Annotated in this window: 22 protein-coding genes; 15 read left to right on the top strand and 7 right to left on the bottom strand. The window is 67.6% G+C overall.

The window, feature by feature from the left end:
* Positions 1-8 precede the first annotated feature (8 nt).
* Positions 9-413, top strand: a complete 405-nt coding sequence (locus ACIQUC_RS00110; RefSeq protein ID WP_402261830.1) for a (deoxy)nucleoside triphosphate pyrophosphohydrolase — start codon at positions 9-11, stop codon at positions 411-413.
* Here ACIQUC_RS00110 and ACIQUC_RS00105 read toward each other — a convergent pair.
* The 3 genes from ACIQUC_RS00105 to ACIQUC_RS00095 form a co-directional block, all read right to left on the bottom strand.
* Positions 398-1,189, bottom strand: a complete 792-nt coding sequence (locus ACIQUC_RS00105) for a hypothetical protein (RefSeq protein WP_402261828.1) — start codon at positions 1,187-1,189, stop codon at positions 398-400. The two genes, ACIQUC_RS00110 and ACIQUC_RS00105, sit on opposite strands and share 16 nt — an antisense overlap.
* 258 nt (positions 1,190-1,447) lie before the next feature.
* The gene (locus ACIQUC_RS00100) at positions 1,448-3,181 is read right to left on the bottom strand and encodes a DNA/RNA helicase domain-containing protein (protein WP_402261825.1); all 1,734 of its coding nucleotides are present in this window, start codon (positions 3,179-3,181) and stop codon (positions 1,448-1,450) included.
* Positions 3,168-3,488, bottom strand: a complete 321-nt coding sequence (locus ACIQUC_RS00095) for a nucleotide pyrophosphohydrolase (protein WP_402261822.1) — start codon at positions 3,486-3,488, stop codon at positions 3,168-3,170. Before ACIQUC_RS00095 ends, ACIQUC_RS00100 begins: the two co-directional genes overlap by 14 nt.
* Positions 3,489-3,850: 362 nt before the next feature.
* Here ACIQUC_RS00095 and ACIQUC_RS00090 point away from each other — a divergent pair, with 362 nt between their 5' ends.
* From ACIQUC_RS00090 to ACIQUC_RS00045, 10 genes are all read left to right on the top strand, one after another.
* Positions 3,851-5,941 carry a UvrD-helicase domain-containing protein gene (locus tag ACIQUC_RS00090; protein ID WP_402261820.1) on the top strand — a complete coding sequence of 697 codons (2,091 nt, stop codon included), beginning with the start codon at positions 3,851-3,853 and terminating at the stop codon, positions 5,939-5,941.
* 51 nt (positions 5,942-5,992) lie between these two features.
* Positions 5,993-6,514 (top strand): hypothetical protein, encoded by a 522-nt coding sequence (locus ACIQUC_RS00085; protein ID WP_402261817.1) that lies wholly within the window; start codon positions 5,993-5,995, stop codon positions 6,512-6,514.
* A 318-nt stretch (positions 6,515-6,832) separates the two neighbouring features.
* Positions 6,833-7,174, top strand: coding sequence for a hypothetical protein (locus tag ACIQUC_RS00080; RefSeq protein ID WP_402261814.1), 342 nt, complete (start codon positions 6,833-6,835; stop codon positions 7,172-7,174).
* Positions 7,175-7,284: 110 nt separating this feature from the next.
* Positions 7,285-7,515, top strand: coding sequence for a hypothetical protein (locus tag ACIQUC_RS00075; protein WP_402261812.1), 231 nt, complete (start codon positions 7,285-7,287; stop codon positions 7,513-7,515).
* On the top strand, positions 7,512-8,705 hold the full coding sequence (locus ACIQUC_RS00070; RefSeq protein WP_402261809.1) for a putative T7SS-secreted protein: 1,194 nt from the start codon (positions 7,512-7,514) through the stop codon (positions 8,703-8,705). Before ACIQUC_RS00075 ends, ACIQUC_RS00070 begins: the two co-directional genes overlap by 4 nt.
* Positions 8,702-9,181 (top strand): hypothetical protein, encoded by a 480-nt coding sequence (locus ACIQUC_RS00065; RefSeq protein WP_402261806.1) that lies wholly within the window; start codon positions 8,702-8,704, stop codon positions 9,179-9,181. Before ACIQUC_RS00070 ends, ACIQUC_RS00065 begins: the two co-directional genes overlap by 4 nt.
* Entirely contained in the window at positions 9,064-9,843 is a 780-nt protein-coding gene (locus ACIQUC_RS00060) for a hypothetical protein (RefSeq protein WP_402261803.1), read from the top strand. Before ACIQUC_RS00065 ends, ACIQUC_RS00060 begins: the two co-directional genes overlap by 118 nt.
* Complete coding sequence (locus ACIQUC_RS00055; RefSeq protein ID WP_402261801.1) at positions 9,840-10,415, top strand: hypothetical protein; 576 nt, start codon at positions 9,840-9,842, stop codon at positions 10,413-10,415. The genes ACIQUC_RS00060 and ACIQUC_RS00055 overlap by 4 nt, the downstream gene beginning before the upstream one ends.
* Positions 10,416-10,686: 271 nt before the next feature.
* Positions 10,687-10,815, top strand: a complete 129-nt coding sequence (locus ACIQUC_RS00050; protein ID WP_402261798.1) for a hypothetical protein — start codon at positions 10,687-10,689, stop codon at positions 10,813-10,815.
* The gene (locus tag ACIQUC_RS00045; RefSeq protein WP_402261795.1) at positions 10,812-10,988 is read left to right on the top strand and encodes a hypothetical protein; all 177 of its coding nucleotides are present in this window, start codon (positions 10,812-10,814) and stop codon (positions 10,986-10,988) included. The genes ACIQUC_RS00050 and ACIQUC_RS00045 overlap by 4 nt, the downstream gene beginning before the upstream one ends.
* Before the next feature lie 83 nt (positions 10,989-11,071).
* On the opposite strand, the gene ACIQUC_RS00040 is transcribed toward ACIQUC_RS00045, so the two are convergent.
* The 4 genes from ACIQUC_RS00040 to ACIQUC_RS00025 all read right to left on the bottom strand — a co-directional run bounded on the left by ACIQUC_RS00040 (position 11,072) and on the right by ACIQUC_RS00025 (position 13,766).
* The gene (locus ACIQUC_RS00040) at positions 11,072-12,004 is read right to left on the bottom strand and encodes an NADP-dependent oxidoreductase (protein WP_402261792.1); all 933 of its coding nucleotides are present in this window, start codon (positions 12,002-12,004) and stop codon (positions 11,072-11,074) included.
* A gap of 139 nt (positions 12,005-12,143) precedes the next feature.
* On the bottom strand, positions 12,144-12,806 hold the full coding sequence (locus tag ACIQUC_RS00035; RefSeq protein ID WP_402261789.1) for a hypothetical protein: 663 nt from the start codon (positions 12,804-12,806) through the stop codon (positions 12,144-12,146).
* A complete protein-coding gene (locus tag ACIQUC_RS00030; protein ID WP_402261786.1) occupies positions 12,803-13,195 on the bottom strand; it encodes a hypothetical protein in 393 nt (130 codons plus the stop codon). The genes ACIQUC_RS00035 and ACIQUC_RS00030 overlap by 4 nt, the downstream gene beginning before the upstream one ends.
* Positions 13,196-13,295: 100 nt before the next feature.
* Positions 13,296-13,766 carry a hypothetical protein gene (locus ACIQUC_RS00025; RefSeq protein ID WP_402261783.1) on the bottom strand — a complete coding sequence of 157 codons (471 nt, stop codon included), beginning with the start codon at positions 13,764-13,766 and terminating at the stop codon, positions 13,296-13,298.
* A 290-nt stretch (positions 13,767-14,056) separates the two neighbouring features.
* Between ACIQUC_RS00025 and ACIQUC_RS00020 the strand changes: the two genes are divergently transcribed.
* Genes ACIQUC_RS00020 through ACIQUC_RS00005 form a run of 4 tightly spaced genes read left to right on the top strand, consistent with a single transcriptional unit; the run spans position 14,057 to position 17,629 of the window.
* Positions 14,057-14,896, top strand: coding sequence for an ABC transporter ATP-binding protein (locus tag ACIQUC_RS00020; protein ID WP_402261780.1), 840 nt, complete (start codon positions 14,057-14,059; stop codon positions 14,894-14,896).
* Positions 14,897-14,937: 41 nt separating this feature from the next.
* Positions 14,938-15,753, top strand: coding sequence for an ABC transporter permease (locus tag ACIQUC_RS00015; protein ID WP_402261777.1), 816 nt, complete (start codon positions 14,938-14,940; stop codon positions 15,751-15,753).
* 53 nt (positions 15,754-15,806) lie between these two features.
* On the top strand, positions 15,807-17,006 hold the full coding sequence (locus tag ACIQUC_RS00010; protein WP_402261774.1) for a sensor histidine kinase: 1,200 nt from the start codon (positions 15,807-15,809) through the stop codon (positions 17,004-17,006).
* Complete coding sequence (locus ACIQUC_RS00005; RefSeq protein ID WP_402261771.1) at positions 17,003-17,629, top strand: response regulator; 627 nt, start codon at positions 17,003-17,005, stop codon at positions 17,627-17,629. Before ACIQUC_RS00010 ends, ACIQUC_RS00005 begins: the two co-directional genes overlap by 4 nt.
* Positions 17,630-18,011: the final 382 nt, after the last annotated feature.

Raw genomic sequence — 18,011 nt, 5'->3', positions numbered from 1 at the left:
CCTGAGTTGTGGACACCGTAGAAGTGGTTGCGGCCGTGGCGGTTCGTCAGGACGGCACGATCCTCGCGTGCAGACGCGCGGCCGGGCGAGCATCTGCCGGCCTCTGGGAGTTCCCCGGCGGGAAGGTCGAGCACGGCGAACGAGCAAGCGATGCCCTCAGGCGGGAGATACGCGAAGAGCTCGGAGTGGCGGCTGAGGTCGGCGATCTGATCACGCGCGATGTGACAGTGGTCGGAGACCTCATGATCGACCTCACGTGCTACCGGGTGTCGTTCACGACTGCAGAGCCAAGCGGAAGCACGGACCACGACGCGTTGCAGTGGCTGACCCCGGCCGACCTCTCTACCCTCGACTGGGCTCTGCCCGATCGTCCCGCGGTGAACCTGTTGCGCGTCGATCAGCCGAGACCGTAACGCCGAGCGGCGGCCTTCTGCCACCTTCGGTGGTACGCAAAGTACCGCTCCGTTGAAGAACTCCACGCGCCGCAGGTTCGACCGACGATGGCCGCCAGAGCGAGTTCGAGCTCGACGGTCATGGGTGTTCTGCGGGGCCCCTTCTCGATTGTCCCGTCGCGCGCCACGGTCACGTAACCGAGCTCGAACATCGAATCGCATCCCAAGGAACACGCGGCCATCACGATGTCCTCGCGGCTCCGCTCCGCGATCGTCGTGTCCGATCGCCGTTTGATGTGCGCGGTCACGAGCAACGAGACTGGGAGATCGCGCGCACACAGCGCGCAGGTGGCAAGGAGCTCGCTACCGAACAAGCGCCGTCTCAGACGGGTCTGCTCCCCGCGAACGTTGACGACGACCTGCCTGTCTCCCCGGTAGTCGAAGCCCGTCATTGCCTCGATGTCAACTGGCCAAGACGGCACCTGTGCGGCATCGACGCGCAGTCCCACCTCGTCCAACAACCAATCAGCGAGATCTCCACTCACCTCGGACAGGTAGATCTGCTTGACCGCACCCTTCTTCGAGAACGGCCAACTCGTGTCGTCCCGATCAGTCCGGAGCTCCACGGGGATGTCCGCAAGCGCTATCGGGATCTCGAGTGCCTGCAGGTCGACGCGAAGGAGACGTCCGTCGGCCGACCACGCCCGCGTCGCGACGTCGAACGGCGGGGGTCCGTCGAAGGCCGGCGCCAGGACACGACTCCACCCCCGAAGCGCATTGCGCGAGTAGTGCATCACGACGTCGTCTGGTCTCGCCTCGAGCATGCGGTCCCAGTGCGCACGAGGCGTGCCGACGTTCTGCCCAGAGCGGGGTCGGGACCGTTTCGGTGCCCAAAGGACTCCTGCACGCCGTTCTTCGTCGAAGGTCTGTCCCTGGTTGACCCAAAAGACCCGCACAGTTTCCCCGATCGCCCGTTTTGCTAACGCACGTGAGGCTAATGGGGCCGAGGGGAAAGAGCCAGTCAGGGCTCAACCCGACATCAACAGCTGCGGTCCTCAGCCGTCCGATCGGAACGGGAGGCTTCGAGCGAGGTGCTCCCGGAGGAGTGGATCGACGACGTACACGTACGTTCCCCGGATACCGCGGGTCAGCAGAACCGAGTAGACGTTCGCGACGTACCGCAGGATGTCGTCATCCGTGAGGACGACGCCGAGCTTCGGCAGATTCTGCTTTCCCTTTTTGTCGTGGTAATCCGCCCTGCTGAACACGATCTCCCCCGAGTTCGGGTCAAGCTTGATGTCTGGGCCGATGATGACCCCCGCGTAGTTCAGGTCATAACCCTGCACCGTGTGTATCGAACCGACTTGGTCAACGGCGCCTGTCGAGGTGATCCAGTCCTTGTCCGTGCGATTCCACTGGAGCTCGACGCCGTCGAGTGCGATGTCGACGGCGTCGCGGTCTTTCTTGCTCTTCCACTCCCACGCGAATCCCGCCACGAGGCGCGAGAGGCCGAAACGGCGGTCCATCCTCCTGATGGCGGCATGCATCTCGCCGAGGTCAGCGAACAGGCGGAGGTCGTAGTCACCCAGGTCCGGAGGCGAACGCCGCTCACCACGGAGCACCGACCGCACGAACCCGACGTAGTCCGATCCAGCGGCAACTCGCATCTGGGTCGTGAGGGGATGGAATCGGTCGGTGTCGCGGGCGTCCCGAACAAGGGAACGCTGGGATGTCGCCGAGAGGTCCGCGGGTCGGACGCTCTGTTCAGGGTCGAGGAGCAGCACTCGATGAGTGCTCTGCGCAACGATCCAATCGAGCTGCGTGTGACGTGGGTCATCGTCACCGAGCAGCTTCCGGTTGATCTCCGAAAAGTCACGGTTCTGAACACCGGAGGACTGGTTGGAGCGTCGGCCGAGACGATGAGCTTCATCCACGACGAGCAGGTCCCAACGCGTGTCGGCTTTCCCGACGTCGAAGGGAGAGAGCACCATCTCCGGCGCGAGACCGGGGGTGCTCTGGAAGACCCGTTGGAGTGAGCGGCGCAGCGCCTGTTGCGGCACGACCAACCCGCTGCGGAAGCCTTTCCCGAGGATTGCCTGGTACTCGCTCGACAGGAACGTAGCGAAGAGTGACTCGCGCTCACCGTCAAAGTCCGTTCCGTCGATGATGTCTCTGAGGAGCTTGATGAGGTAGACCCCGAGTACAGTTTTTCCCGTACCCGGCTCGCCACGGACGACCACGGTCTCACTCACTCTGTTCTCGACGTCGTGGAAGAGGTCCTCCACCACACGCAGCACAACCCGAGTCTGATCCGCGTTGAGGGCCTTGAACGGAGAGAGTTTGAAGATCTCACTGTTCTCGAGGTCTTCGAGCGACTGCTCGAAGAGACCGTCCTCGCGAAGTTGCGCGAAGATCCTCCTGAAGGTCTCTTGGTATGAATTTCGGTCGTAGTACTGGGCGCCCACGATCCCAGCGTTGCTGTTGAGCAACTGGTACTTCTGATCCGCATTCAACCAAGCGATCAGTTGAGATTCGAGATCGAGGCAGACGGACTTGTTGAAGGTCTCGTCGATGATGAGGCGCACGCGCTGGAGCAGGCCACCGCGGGCGCGGAGGTGCTGCCGCATGCGCCCGCTGGTGTTCAGCGTCTCCCCGACGTACGCACGGCCGGCGTCCTCGTCGTCGATCACGTAGACCACTGGCCAGTTCACCGTTCGAGGCTCGATCTCCGCGAACGCGCCGAGCGAAGTTGCAGTGAAGTCGAGGACGGCGATCTCAGAGGCGGTCATGCTTCACGCTGCGCCCGCGGGCTGTCTCGACCGGGTACTTCTTTCTGGTGATCTCCAGTTTGTCGCGGACGATCTTTGTCGGCTCAAGCCCCAAACGATCCGCGAGTAGATGGCAGTACGTCAGGACGTCAGCGAGTTCGTCGCTGACTCGATGGGCGTCCGCGTCGCCTGACCACTGGTAGCACTCGAGGAGCTCCGCAGCTTCGATCGCGATGCTCTTCGCCAAGTTCTCCGGCGAGTGGAATTGAGCCCACTCGCGCTCCGCCACGAAACGCCGTAGTTCGTCTCGTAGCCGCTCATCCGCCATGCGGGCACGCTAGCAGTCAGATCGATCGGGACGGCTTCAACACAAGGACCGCTCTGGAAGGACCAGGAATCGGCACGGTGAGATGGCGCGACCGACACTGACGCCGACGAACAACTTTGGTCCGAGAAGCACAGCCGAGCTCTTCTGGCACCCCAGCAACAAGTCACCAGGCCAGGGGACGGTGTCAGCAAACCCGTCGATTCCGAACCGCATGCCCACCACGCGACTACTGACACGCCTTCAATCGCCCCCACAACGGGTACTCCCGCCCACTCTCCCCACCCACGAGGATGGTTCAACACCGCTCGTCCCGGGGACGACGAGCGGCACCGAGGACCAGGGACTCCCCGAGGGACAACACCATGACGATCGCCGGGGAATCGGCAGGTGTCGAAGCACGCCGCCAACGCAGCCACGCACAGGAGCTCCGCCGCCAGGCACACGACGCCGAACAACGAGCAGCCCGCTTCGAGATCGCCGAACGCACCGAGAGCGAGACCGCCCAACTCCTCGCCCCACTCGCCGGCATCGGCTACCACCTCCTCGCCGACCGCCGCTGGCCCGGCAGCCGCACTGCCCAGGTCGACATGGTCGTCGTCGGCCGCGCCGGCGTCTTCATCGTCGACACGAAGGCCTGGCGCGAGGTCGCGGTCCACGGCGACCGCATCACCCGCGGCCAGGAAGACGTCACCGACGACATCGCCCGCCTCGCCGACCTCGCGTACAGCACCGAGGCCGCCCTCGCGGACATCGGCCTCGCACCCGGCGAGGTCCACGCCGTCGCAGCACTCGCCGGCCAGAAGCGCATGCACGCGCGCGTCGCCTCCGTCGACGTCATCGGCACGCACGACCTCGTCGGCCACATCACGAAGCGCGGCGCCCGGCTCTCCGCATCACGCGTCGACGAGATCCTCGCCGCGATGCTCACCCGCTTCCCCGTGATCGGCGAGGACGCAGCGACACCGCCGCAGATCGTCGTCCCCGCAGCCGTCCTGCCCCGCGACCCCGCGCCGACGCCACCGTGCGCGACGACGATCGCCACGTTCAACGACGAGCTCACGGACCAGCTCCTCGACGGTGTCCTCGAGGCCCCCATCGAGGACTGGATGGCCTTCCTCGACCCCGCCCAGGCGAAGCTCGTCCGCCGCAGTTTCAACGGTCCGGCGCGCATCCGCGGTGCCGCCGGCACCGGCAAGACCGTCGTCGGCCTCCACCGCGCGGCCTACCTCGCACGCTCGACCGGCGGCCGCGTCCTCTTCACCACCTACATCCGCACCCTTCCCGCCGTCCTCGAGTCACTGCTCGAGCGGCTCGCCCCCGACGTGATGGGCCTTGTCGACTTCGTGGGCGTCCACGCGTTCGCCAGTCAGCTCCTGAAGGAACGCGGGGTCGTGTTCCGCATCGACGCCCTGGAGGCCCAGCGTGCGTTCGCCGACGCATGGAACCTGATCAGCGCCTCCAGTCCACTGCGCGCGGCGCGTTTCACGCGCCGCTACTGGGAAGAAGAGATCGCCCACGTCATCAAGGGCCGCGGGCTCACACGCTTCGACGAGTACGCCGATCTCGCCCGCGTGGGTCGGAGACACGCCCTCCCGGTGGAGGTGCGGCAGGCCGTCTGGGACCTGTACGAGCGCTACGCGGCGAATCTGCGGGAGCGAGGGGTGTGCGACTTCGAGGATGTTGTGCTCCTTGCTCGCGACGCCGTCCGGCAGATGCCGCTCGACCGGTACAGCGCGGTGATCGTGGACGAAGCGCAGGACCTCTCGTGTGCGATGGTCTCGCTGCTGCACGCGGTGATCGGCGATCGTCCGGACGGATTGACGCTGATCGGTGACGGCCAACAGACGATCTACCCCGGCGGCTACACCCTCGGTGAGGTGGGGGTCAACCTCGCGGGACGCGGCGTCGTCCTCGACGTGAACCATCGGAACACGGCCGAGATCCTCGACTTCGCGAAGCAGATGGTCGCGGACGACCAGTTCGTCGACATCGAAGGCGTCGATGGTGCCGGCGACACGGTGTCCGCGGTGACGCGCTCCGGTGAGGAACCCGGAGTCCACCACTTCACGAGTCGAGCCGACCACGATGCTGCCCTGCTCGCTCGGGTCGAAGAGGTCCTGCGGCTCATCGGGACCGGGCGCGGCGACATCGGCATCCTGACCGCCACCAATCCGCAGGCAGACAAGGTGCGGGCCGTCCTCGACGCAGCCGGGGTGCCATCGGTGTCGCTCAAGAACTACGCCGGCAAGCACACCGACCACGTGCGGGTCGGGACGATCAAGCGGGCGAAGGGCCTCGAGTTCAAGCAGGTACTCCTCCCCCACGTGGCGGCGAAGCTGCTGGCCGAGGCGCCCGACACCGAGTTCGTCGCGGCTCGTGAGCGCCGCGAGCTGGACGTCGGCATGACCCGCGCGCGCGCCGGCCTGTGGTTGGGCTCACTCGCAAATGTCTGATATTTCGTATAGGTTGCCGAAGCCTGTACCAATCAAGTCACGGGGGATTCCATGAGCAATGAGGCACTCGCAGCGTGGTTCGGGGTGGCGGTGACCCTCGCCATCTCCATCTGCAGCCTGCTGATCGCGCAGCGTGCTGACCGCGCAGCCAGAAGTGACCGGGACGAGCGAGAGGCGGCGCGCGTCAGCGCGTGGGTCTCGTTCGTCTTCTCAAACCTCGACCAGAGCGACAAGTCGCACTGGAAGAACGTCCTCGTCATCCGCAACGCTTCGGACGCCGTGATCCACGAGGTCGAAGCCACTGCGGTGATGAACGGCGAGAAGGAAGTGACGTTCTCCGCCAAGGTCTGCCCTCCGGGCCAGTCCTACGCCGAGTGGATCTACCCGACGAAGCGCGAGCACAAGGCGCGTGCCTGGTCGCTGCTCTCCGGTTGTTCCGAGCTGGAGCGAAACGACATGGGCATGAGACCCTTCACCGTCGTCGATCGATGGACTCTGGTCTCCATGTCCTTCACGGACGCGCTCGGCAAGCGGTGGAAGTACGTCGCAGGGCGAGGAGTCGTGGCTGCCTGAGCGGTCACCTCACCACACCATCCCGAGGCACTTCGCGCGCAGCAACGAGCGAGCAGCACCCGAAGACATGGGCACGGTCACCATGACGGCGCCTCAGCGCTCACAGGTTCGCAACGCGCCCGCTGAAGGAACGCGGGATCAGCTTCCGTGCACCCGCACGGGAGGCGCGACTCGCGTTCGACGACTCCTGGAACGCGATCCGCGCCTCCAGTCCGTTGCGGTCCTCGCGTTTCTCGCGCTCCTACTGGGAGGACGAGATCAAGCACGTCATCAAGGGCCGCGGTCTGACGCGCTTCGAGCAGTACGCCGATCTGTCGCGTGTCGGGGCGCAAGCACGCGCTGCCCGTCGAGACGCGGCAGGCGGTGTGGGACCGCTACGAGGCGTACTCGCGCGGGCTGCTTGAGCGGCGCGCACACGACTGGGAGGACATCGTCCTGCTCGCGCGCGATGCGATCGCGTCGGTGCCGTTCGAGCGGTACGACGCTGTGATCGTCGACGAGGCGCAGGACCTGTCGTGCGCGATGGTGGCGCTGACGGAGCGCTGCCACAACCGGAGACCGCGCAGCCGAGCTCGTCCGACAGGGCGCACGACACCGATCTGTCCTCACCGGCAGCGGACGGCCACCTCATGCTCCGACCGATATGTCAGTTGCTGCTAGGCTCTGTTCGTCGTCAACGATCGATCATGAGGGGAAGATCTACAGTGTCGCGGGGAACACTTCAGTACGACAGCACGGCGCTGCACTCGCTCTGGAGCGAGCTGCGGGCGGTGAAGTCCGAGTTCGACCATGCAGACAAGCACTCAGGCACGGCCGCTGACGCGGTCGGTCATGCGGCTCTCGCTGACCGGATCAGGTCATTCTCGAGCGGGTGGGACGGCATGCGTGATCAGTTGAGTGAAGCGATCGCGGGCCTGGCGGACACGGCCTCGAAGTTGGACGAGGCGTTCGACAAGTCCGAACGTGAACTCGCCAAGTCGATCGCGGGAGATGCGCAGTGAGCCCCGCGCAGCAAATCGAGGGCGATCCGTCGGCGGTGCGGGCAATGGCCGATCACTACCGCACGATCGCCGCCGACATCCGCAGCGCCTCCGACACGCTCTCGCGCATGGACACCGCTGGCACATCGAGTGACGCCATCGACGCGTTCGTGAAGAAGGCCGGGGACCTGGCGACGAAGCTCCGCAAGGCAGAGGGGCGCTACCAGGACACCGGAGATGCTCTCGTCGACTACGCTGCCGCACTCGAGACAGCGATCGACGACGCGGAGCGCGCTGCCGCGTCCAACGCCGCGACGGCGGACGAGTTGGAGTCGGCTGAACGCCTCGATCGGCACTACAGCGCGCTTGCGGAGCAAACAACGAGTCCTGACGACCTGCAACACTTCCAGGATCAGGCGACAGCGCAGCAGGAGCGCGCCGCCTCACTCCGAGCAGATGCTGCCCGAGCAACGGCTGCTCTCGAAGACGCACGTCGTGATCGCGACCGCGCAGCGGACATCGCGATCGCACGCATTGACGACGCGACCGAAGACGGCTTGCACGACAACGCCTGGAACGTCTTCCAGCACTGGATGAAGGAGAACGACGCCTGGCTGTCGAAGGTGAGCGACTACCTCGGATACATCGGTGCTGGCCTCGCGCTGGTCTCCCTGATCTTCCCGCCTCTCGCAATCGTCGCGGCAATCGCCGTGGGCGTGATGGCGCTCGGCGCTGCTGTCGATACAGCCCGCGCGGCCGCGGGAACCGGTTCGTGGACGAACGCAGTGCTCTCGATCGCAGGTTGCTTCACCTTCGGTGCGGGATCCGCAGCCGCGAAGGCGATGTCGGCGGAGGCCAAGGGTGTGCTGTCGACCCGGGGCTTCGAACTGGCAGCCAACAGCAACCGCCCACGCGCGATGATGGCTGCCGTGCGTCGGACGTTCGCCCGCTCGCGGCCGAAGCTCGGCGACAGATCGCTGATCCGCGCGTTCGGTGATCCCGACATCGCACAGGTCATGAACTACACGGCGCGGTCCGTTCCCGGGCAGGTCGTCGGTGACGCTGTCCGACTCAACCAACTCGCAGGGAGAGCTCGTGCGTGGAGCGCGTTCAACTTCACCTTCGGCATGACATCGACCTCCGCGGGTGCGTTGGGACTCACGGATACCCTCGACTGGCGTTGGAGCCCGAGGTTGGGTACAGCGTGGTGAGCGATGACTCGACGATGAGCCGTTCGGATCACATGTGGCATCCTGTCAGCATCCTCGTTCGCGTGGCCGTTGCGCTGCCAGCGTTCGTCGTCCTGGCGACTGGGATCTACTTGCTCACCGTGCTCCCGGAACGAATCAACGCCGACGACATGTGGCAGCAGCATTCCGGGTGGCCCGATCCCGTACCACCGGCATGGCCCTACTGGGTGGTGACGCTCGTCGCGCTCGTCGGACTCATCGGCAGCCTCGTGTGGAACGATCGGAGCATCCTCCGCGGAACTCCGGTTGTCGGGATCGCGCTGGCATTCGGCGCCTTCGTGACGTCAGTGTTCGGAACACGGTTCCCAGGAGTCGAAGCTTGGCCACACTCGTTGCTCTGGTGTGGAATCGCACTCGCCATCTTTTCGGTGGTGGCTTTCGTCGCGAGCGCTGTGGTGAACCGCAGCGCCACGAATGGGTTTGCGGCGGCGAAGTGACGCGCACTCCTGAGCGGTACAGCATCGCGGTACCCGCCGGATGGGTTCGCCTTGCAGGGCGTACGGACCCTACGATCGCCGCCGAAACCGCAGTCAATGAAGTGCTCAGTGCCGGCGCCCCGGACGGAGGTTGGACGACCGAAGTCGGTTCGCAGCTCAGGGAGACGCTGCAGGCAGACACCTTGGGACTCGTCCTTGATTCGTACGTTCCAGCGGGCGGGATTCCCGGCACGGACATCTCCTGCAGCGTTGTCGTCGCAGCCGTCGAGGTCGACTCCGCCCCGAGCGGAGATCTGGATGAATTGCTCCTCGCGCAACTCGCCAAGCATCGAGGACAGATGCTCCAGGTGGCTGGTGCTCCCGCAGTCCGCTGGTGGGAGCACGAGCCAGCTGCTCCCGATTCCCTCCCGCAGCATGCCCGAAGCATCGGAGCACGAGTGGTCCTGACGAGGATTCCGCAGCGTTCGGACTTGTTGCTCATGCTGCGTCTCACCGTTGCCAGCGCGGCCAAAGCGCCCGAACACGAGGATGACATCGCTGGCGAGCAGATGGTCGTCGAAGCGCTCGGTGTCCTCTTCGACGCGATGTGCGCCTCAGTGCAGTGGCGCACGAACGACGGCGCGCACCTGGTCGTCGAACCGGATGGGACGATGTCGAGATGAACGGCGACCTCTCCTTCCAGCACGACCCGGACGCGTGGACGTTCATCCCGCGCGTCTGGCCGAACGACGAGTTCGGTCGGAGCGCTGCTCGATGGGCGAAGGCGGCCGCTCGTACCATCGAGAATCGTTCGCCGCGAACGACACGAGAGCACCGCGCTTGGCTGCGCGCCGCTCTGGAACGCTTTGCGACGATGCCGAACCCCGGAGAAGCAGCGCTCTACCTGTTCCTTCGTCAGGTCGGCGGTCCGTTCTTGACGCTGCAGGTCTTGCCGATCGAGGCAAGCAGCGATGCTCAACAGGCGGTGGCCGATCTACTGCGACTCGGAGATGCTGCCGGCTTGCGCCAGCCCGACGAGGTGCGCCCCCACACGGCCAAGGGCCTCGGCGTCGGCAGCCGGGGGACGTTCTCGACCGACGACGGCGAGGGCGGCGAACAGGTTGCCGTGGTGTGGGTCTTCCAATCGGGCGGGACGGACGTCCGGATCTCGACCGTCGCGAACTACCCGCAGAACCTCGCCGTCGTGGAACCCGAGATCGATGCGTTCATCGACGGCATCACCGTCATCGGCTGAGGATCCCCGCATCATCGAAGCCGACCCGTGCGGCTGCGATGATCGCTGCTCGGTGGTCCTCGGGAGCAGGTAACCAGCGACAGCGGCCCTCCCGAGCAGAACGCCGTGATCGCGGCGACCCCCGCCGGGAACGGCAACCTGGTCGGCGTCGTGCACTGAGCGAGGAATCGGGCAGGCTTTCAGCATGACTCGCCGAGATCCAGCCAGCCCCGCGTTCGGCGCGACCTCCTTGCCGACAGCTGGTCTTCCGCATGACCCGACGATGAACGGCGTGAATCGTCACGATCCGATCTGGAACAACGCGACCGATCACGCCGGCCAGTACGGGTACTTCGACAAGAACACTGAGTCGCTCGACAACATCGCCCGCGCGACCACCGGGACGCTCAGCGACCGGTGAGCACACGCACCGCGACAGCGATCCTGGCCTTGGTGAGTACTTCGGTGCTGCTGGCTGGATGTGCGCAACAACCGAAAGGGAGCGAGATGGACGCCGAGCAGGCACGAGACGGCATGGTCAGCTTGGTCGAGCAGTCGGCGTGCGGCGCTGGCGACATCGCCGACTACGAATGAGCGAAGGTCAACGCCACCGCTGAACAGCGAGAGACATGGAACTAGCCGGCATCGCTCCTCCCGACCATCACGCTGTCCTCACTTCACCACGTCAACACGAACCGCCCCCGAGTCCCCCTAGCCTCGAGCCGCTCATGCGCCTCCGCAGCCCGAGAGGCCGGCAGCACCTCCGCCACCCGCGGCGTCACCGTCCCGCTCTCCACCGCGTGCCGCAGCTGCTCGAGCTTGTCGAACGACCGGTACTCCGAGAACACCATGACCTGTTCGAATCGGATGCCGCGAGCACCATTCCCGCCCCACCCCCGCACGTCGAGGAACACTCCCCCGTCCCGCACGGCGTCCACCACCGCGTCCCGCTGCACCGCGGCATCGGCGAGCGCATCGACCCCGTCCGGCATGAGCGCTCGCACCGCACCAGCGAACCCGTCCCCGCGCGCCACGATGTGCGTCGGCCCGAGCGAGCGTACAAGCGCCTCGTCCGCCGGCGCGGCGTCCGCGATGACGGTGAGCCCAGCAGCGACGGCGAGCTGCACGACGTAGTTACCGAGCAACCCGGCAGCCCCGGTCACGGCGAGCGTCTGCCCGGGAGCGAGCCCCGCCCTCGAGATGATCTGCAACGCCGTCAAGCCGTTCATCGGCACGGTGGACGCGAGCGGGAGCGACATCCCCCGAGGGATCCCCGTGAACGACCCGACCGGCGCGACGAGCTCCTCGACGTACGCACCACCGTGGGCGGTGAGCGGCAGCGCGATCGCCATGACCTCGTCGCCGACCTCCCACCCGGAGACGTCGGGCCCGACCTCGTCGATGACCCCGGCCGCGTCCATCCCCGGCACGTAGGGCGGTGACGCCTCGGACGAGTCCCGCTCCCCGGCGCGGACGCCAGTGTCAGTGGGGTTCACGGCGAACGCCTGCACCCGGATGCGCACCGACCCTGCGCCGGCGTGCGGCTCCGGGACCTCGTGGACGGCGAGGGCCTGGGGCCCTCCGAACTGTTCGACTCCGACGACCTTCACCCGTCCGGTCTACCGGACGTCGTCCATCCGCACTCAGCGAGCGGACCGGCGACGAGGATCGGGACGCACCAGCCGTCCGACGGGAGGCACGGATCACCGCCGACCCGCGCCTCCCCGGCGGCGTTCGTCAGGGCGCCGCCTACGGGATGCAGTCGCTCTCGACGATGAGCTGGTTGTCAGCCCTGATCCACGAGATAGTGGCGTCGGCGGGGTGGACGCTGAGCTCGAGGACGCCGTTTCGCTCGAAGAAGCTGGCGTGATCGCCCCTCGCCTTCCACGCCGTTCGCAAGCGCTCCGCGGTGCTCGAACGGTCGACCTGCTCCCCGAGCCGGATGCGCTCGTGGAAGGCCCGACAGGTATTGCCCGCGGCCGTCGTGCCGCTCGTGGACCAGGTGGTCGTCCGCGCCGTGCTCGGCGCCACTTCGAGCAAGCGCAGCGCATCGTCGACGCACTCCTGCATCTTCTGACCCACTTCCTCGGCCGATCCGGGCCCGAATCCGGCGTCGATGTCGTCGAGCTCGTCCAGCCGCTGCTGTTCCTGGTACGCGTCCGCGTCACGCGCGGCTAGCGGCAGGACGCCGAACGCCGGCACGACGACGAGCAGCACGACGACGACGAACCCGACGCCCGCCACCACCGTCGCTCCCGATGCGGCCACCTCGAGGACTCGATCACGGAGCGCTCGGATCCCGGCGATGAGCGCCGGGATGGTGGCGAGCAGGCCGATGACGATCGCCGTGATCTGTGGCCCGGCGGCCGCTCCGCCGTCATTCGTGGAACCCCAGGAAGAGTTGATCGTCACCGGTACTCGTCCGGGTCGCCCAGGACGCAGCGCGAGTCGACGTTGACGTGCGCGCGGACCTTGGTGGCCGTCATCGAAGCACGGGGCTTGCCGTTGGCTCGCGCCACCACGGCGTAGACCTGACCGGTTGCTGTGTCCATCTCCGTCTGGGTCTTCGACAACTCGTAGCCCTCGCGCTCCCAGTGCTGACCTGCCTGTGCCACGAGCGTCCGGGGATCGTCCGGCGCGTCCACCTCGACGTAGTAGCCGAACTGCACGGCCCGTTCCCCGTCGATCCGACAGTCGTACGCGGCTGCCCTCGGCACCCCTTGCGGCCACTTGTCCGGAGCCAACGCGAGCGTGGATCGGAGTTCCACGATCGCTCCTGCCTGTGCCTCTTCGATCGTCATTGCTCGTCCCGCTCCTGCCGTGCTGCACCCCGCGAGCACGAGGGTGGTCGCGCCGGCGAGCGCCACGAGGGCTCGGCTCGGGCTGCTCACAACACCCACGTCATTCGTCGTAGTCGTCCGGCGAGCCCTCGGCGCACTGGGAGTCGACGTAGAGGCTGATGCCACGCTGACTGAACTGGAACGATCCCCAAGGCTTCCCGTCTGCACGCGCGGTTGCCGAATAGGCGACTCCGTACTTCCCGAAGTCTTCGTGCGAGGGTCGGACGTCGAGCCCCTTCCTCCTCCAGAACTCCTCGAACGAAGTAGCGAGTTCCTTCGGATCGGTCTTCTGGTCGATCATCACGAGGTACTGGAACCGGACTCCGTCCTCCCCGTCGGAGCACCGCGTGGCGACTGGATCCGGAACCCCGGGCCATGCGAGCGGCTCGTGGTCCATCGTCTCTCGCAGGAACGCCACGGCATTCTGCTTCGCCTCATCTGGTTGCATCTCGTCTCCCCCGTTCGAAGCACAGGCCGTCGCCGTCGTGAGCAGGCCGACCACGGCGACGAACCCGAGGAACGAACTGGACAAGCGGTTCACGGCATCGACGCAGAGTCCAAGGCGCGCTGCACGCCGTCGAGCGCACTGTACGAGACCCGCAGATCAGCCATCGTCTCCCCCTCACCGTCGTCGCGCCCTCCGCGACGCCCCCTACCGGCAACATATCACACCCGTTGTCGAACGCAACCAGCCTGCCGACAACCGGAGGCAGGACCCGGCCGACCCGCGCCTCCCGTCCGACGCACCATCCTCCGATCGGAGGATGCCGGACGACCGGACCCGCCGATCCCCCGCGCCCCGCCGAGGGCCACGCTGGACCCATGCCCGAATCCCCCGCCATCGAGGTCCACCACCTCACGAAGCAGTACGCCACCGGCAAGCGCGCGGTGGCCGACGTGTCGTTCGACATCCCCCGCGGCGAGACCTTCGCCCTGCTCGGCCCGAACGGTGCCGGCAAGACCACGACGGTCGAGATCCTCGAGGGCTACCGCACCCGCACGGGCGGCGAGGTCCGGGTGCTCGGCCACGATCCGGCCCGCACGAGCCGCAGTCACAACGCACGCATCGGCATCGTCCTGCAGACCAGCGCCGAGTCGCCGAACGTCACCGTCGCCGAGCAGCTCCGGCACTTCACGACGTTCTACCCGCGCCACCGCAGCGTCGAGGAACTCCTCGAGAAGACGGGGCTCCAGTCGCAGCGCAACACCCGCATCAGCCGTCTGAGCGGTGGTCAGCGGCGCCGCGTCGACGTCGCCCTCGGGATCATCGGGCGCCCCGAGGTCCTGTTCCTCGACGAGCCGACCACGGGCTTCGACCCCGAGGCCCGCCGGCAGTTCTGGGACCTCATCGACGAGGTGAAGCGCGAGGGCACGACGATCCTCCTCACCACGCACTACCTCGACGAGGCCGCGCACCTCGCGGACCGCGCGGCGGTGATCGCGGACGGGACCCTGCTCGACATCGCCCCGATCGACGAGATCGGCGGCGCCGAGGCCCGGACGCCCCGAGTGCGCTGGCGCGACGACGCGGGCCAGGGGCACGACGAACGCACCATCGACCCGGCAGGTCTGGTCAGGAGCACGACATCGCCCATGCACGACCTGGAAGTCATCCGCCCGTCCCTCGAGGACGTCTACCTCGGAATGGTCGGCCACAGATGAGCACCGCGACGACAGCCAACACGACCGACAAGGCCAACACGATGACCGCAACGAACCCCGTCAGCATCGGCGCCGCCCGCATCGGCTACGAGCTCCGCTCGTACTTCCGCGCGCCCGACGCCGTCTTCTTCACCTTCCTCTTCCCGATCGTCATGCTCGCGCTGTTCTCCGTGGCGTTCAGCAGCGCGCCCGACATCCAGGCCGGTCCGAACGTCAGCGTGGACTACGCCACGTACTACCTGCCGGGCCTCGTCGCGACGGGCATCCTGCTCTCGGGCACCCAGTCCCTCGGCGTCGACATCGCCGGTGAGCGGAGCGACGGCACGCTGAAGCGCCTGGGCGGCACCCCGCTGCCGGTGGTGAGCTACTTCATCGGCAAGATCGGCATGGTGCTGGTCACCACGATCGTGCAGACGGCCCTGCTGCTGGCGATCGCGAGCCTGGTGTTCGGCGTGGACCTCCCCACCGACGGCGGTGCATGGGCACGCTTCGCCGGCATCATGCTCCTCGGCGTCGCGACGAGCTGCGTGCTCGGCATCGCGATCTCGGCGCTCCCCCGCGAGGGCCGACGTGCCACCGCGACGATCGTCCCCGTGGTGCTCGTCCTGCAGTTCATCTCCGGCGTGTACCTGCCCTTCACCCAGCTCCCCGACTGGCTCCAGAACGTCGCGTCCGTCTTCCCCCTGCGGTGGATGGCGTCCGGCATGCGGTCGGTCTTCCTGCCCGACGCGTTCGCGTCGGCCGAGCCGGGAGGCGCGTGGCACCTCGGCCTCGGAGCCCTCGTCCTGGCAGCATGGCTGGTCGTGGGCGCGGTGGCCTGCCTGCTGACATTCCGGTGGAACCGCAAGGACGCGTGATGTCCCCTGTGGAGAACTCCCGAGGAGCCGCCGGAGGGTGGGATGCTGGGGCGATGGACCGCATCACCGCGCACCGGAACTGGGGGCTCCACGTGGCGTTCGGCGTCACGGTCGCCCTCGTCGCGGTGATCGCCGTGCTCGGGTGGTCGCCGTGGTCCGTCCGGTGGCCGGCGTTCGCGATGCTCGGCGTGCTGGCGGTCGCGTACTGGGCGTTCGGGTGGCGCGGCTACGAGGACCGCCGTGCGGCCGCCGGCTTCGTCCCGCTGCTGGTCCTCGCGGCGCTGGTCCTGCCCGCAGTCGTGCCGAGCACCGCGTTCATCCAGTGCATCCTCTTCCCGGTGGCGTGGTGCCAGCTCGACCGCGTCCGCACCTCGGTGGCGGTGTCCGTGGCGATCGGCGTCGCCGCGGGCATCGGCCTGCAGATCGCCAGCGGTCCGAGCGGCCTCGTGAGCACGGTCCTCATCGAAGGGGTGAGCATCGCGGGTGCCTGCGCGCTCGGCCTCTGGATCACGCGCATCGCCGAGCTCTCCGACGAACGACGCCGACTCATCGACGAGCTCCGCGCGACGCAGGACTCCCTGGCCGAGGCGAACCGCGCCGCGGGCGTGACGAGCGAACGCGAACGCCTCGCCCGCGAGATCCACGACACCGTCGCGCAGAACCTCGCCGGCATCGTCATGCTCACCGAACGCGCCCGTGGCGACCTCGCCGCCGACCGCGTCGGCCGGCTCGACGAACGCCTCACCGTCCTCGAGGAGTCGGCACGCGCCGCCCTCGAAGAGTCCCGTACCCTCGTCGCGGCCGGTGCCGCCGGGGTCGCTGGCGACGGGCTCGGAGCCGCCCTGCACCGACTCGGCGAACGCTTCACGCGCGAGACCGGCGTCCCGGTCACCGTCGACGCGGCGGACTGCGCCCTCGACCGCGATGCGCAGGTGGTGCTGCTCCGCACCGCCCAGGAGGCATTGGCCAACGTCCGCGCGCACGCCCACGCAGCCTCGGCGCGGATCGCACTGCACGTGGCCGCCGACCGGGTCGGCCTGCGGATCACCGACGACGGCGCGGGCTTCGACGCCTCCCGCCCGACGGCCGGGCACGGACTCCGCGGGCTGCGCGAACGGCTCGCCCTCGCCGGCGGTACCTGCACGATCGCCAGCGCGGTCGGACGCGGCACCGTCGTCGAGGTGACGCTGCCCAGCGCGGCCGAACCGCGCTCTCGGGCGGTCCCCCAGCCCGTGTCCGAGGTGACCCGGTGATCCGCGTCGTCGTCGCCGATGACCACCCGATCGTGCGCGCCGGCATCGTCGCGCTGCTGCAGGACGCCGACGACGTCGAGGTGGTCGGGCAGGCGAGCGACGGCGAGGCCGCCGTGGCGGTCACGCTGGCCGAACGACCGGACGTCGTCCTGATGGACCTGCGGATGCCGGGGCTGAACGGCGACGACGCGACCGCCCGGATCCTCGCCCGGGCGCCGGACGTCCGGGTGCTCATCCTCACGACGTACGAGTCCGACGACCAGATCCTCGCCGCGATCGAAGCAGGGGCCGCCGGCTACCTGCTGAAGGCGGCGCCGCAGTCGGAGATCCTCGCGGGCCTCCGCGCCACGGCCCGCGGTGAGACGGCACTCGCCCCCTCGGCCGCGGCCGCCCTGGTGCGCCGCACGACGGGCAAGCCCGCTCCCGGTCCGTCCCTGTCGCCGCGCGAGCTCGAGGTCCTGCAGCTCGTCGCGCAGGGCAATTCGAACCCGGCGATCGGCCGCACCCTCTTCCTCAGCGAGACCACCGTGAAGACGCACCTCGGGCACGTGTTCGAGAAGCTCGGCGTCAACGACCGCACGCGCGCCGTGACCCGGGCGATGGAGCTCGGCCTCCTCCGCTGACTCCGCCCCTGCTCCTCCCCCACCTCCTCCAGCGGGGCTGACGCGTGCACTCCGACGGGGTCCGCCCTTCGTGCTGCACGAGTGACCGTTCTGGTTCGCGATCGCCGACGATCGCGAACCAGAACGGTCAACTCCCGCAGAACAATCCGGTGCACACCACGCTGCCCGTCCCGGACGACGACCCCCGCTATCTGGCAGGCCACCACGGCTCCTGCACGAGCCCGACCAGAATCCGGCTGGCGCGCTCGGATCCGGTTCGCTCTGGCGGCGAACGTACATCGCCTGGAAACGCAGAAAACCCCTGACCAGTACTGGTCAGGGGTTCCCTGGTGTTACCAACGTTGAGTCCGGCGGCGTCCTACTCTCCCACAAGGTCCCCCTT

It is taken from the genome of Curtobacterium sp. NPDC098951, from assembly GCF_044759965.1.
Taxonomy (GTDB): domain Bacteria; phylum Actinomycetota; class Actinomycetes; order Actinomycetales; family Microbacteriaceae; genus Curtobacterium.
Note: the sequence above shows the minus strand (reverse complement) of the source record. Positions and strands in the feature narration are given on the sequence as shown.

What these genes read in the sequence shown, in the direction of transcription:
- ACIQUC_RS00100 (WP_402261825.1), bottom strand. Translation starts at nt 3,181, where the DNA reads ATGACCGCCTCTGAGATCGCCGTCCTCGACTTCACTGCAACTTCGCTC.
- ACIQUC_RS00095 (WP_402261822.1), bottom strand. Translation starts at nt 3,488, where the DNA reads ATGGCGGATGAGCGGCTACGAGACGAACTACGGCGTTTCGTGGCGGAG.
- ACIQUC_RS00090 (WP_402261820.1), top strand. Translation starts at nt 3,851, where the DNA reads ATGACGATCGCCGGGGAATCGGCAGGTGTCGAAGCACGCCGCCAACGC.
- ACIQUC_RS00085 (WP_402261817.1), top strand. Translation starts at nt 5,993, where the DNA reads ATGAGCAATGAGGCACTCGCAGCGTGGTTCGGGGTGGCGGTGACCCTC.
- ACIQUC_RS00055 (WP_402261801.1), top strand. Translation starts at nt 9,840, where the DNA reads ATGAACGGCGACCTCTCCTTCCAGCACGACCCGGACGCGTGGACGTTC.
- ACIQUC_RS00030 (WP_402261786.1), bottom strand. Translation starts at nt 13,195, where the DNA reads ATGACGATCGAAGAGGCACAGGCAGGAGCGATCGTGGAACTCCGATCC.
- ACIQUC_RS00020 (WP_402261780.1), top strand. Translation starts at nt 14,057, where the DNA reads ATGCCCGAATCCCCCGCCATCGAGGTCCACCACCTCACGAAGCAGTAC.
- ACIQUC_RS00015 (WP_402261777.1), top strand. Translation starts at nt 14,938, where the DNA reads ATGACCGCAACGAACCCCGTCAGCATCGGCGCCGCCCGCATCGGCTAC.
- ACIQUC_RS00010 (WP_402261774.1), top strand. Translation starts at nt 15,807, where the DNA reads ATGGACCGCATCACCGCGCACCGGAACTGGGGGCTCCACGTGGCGTTC.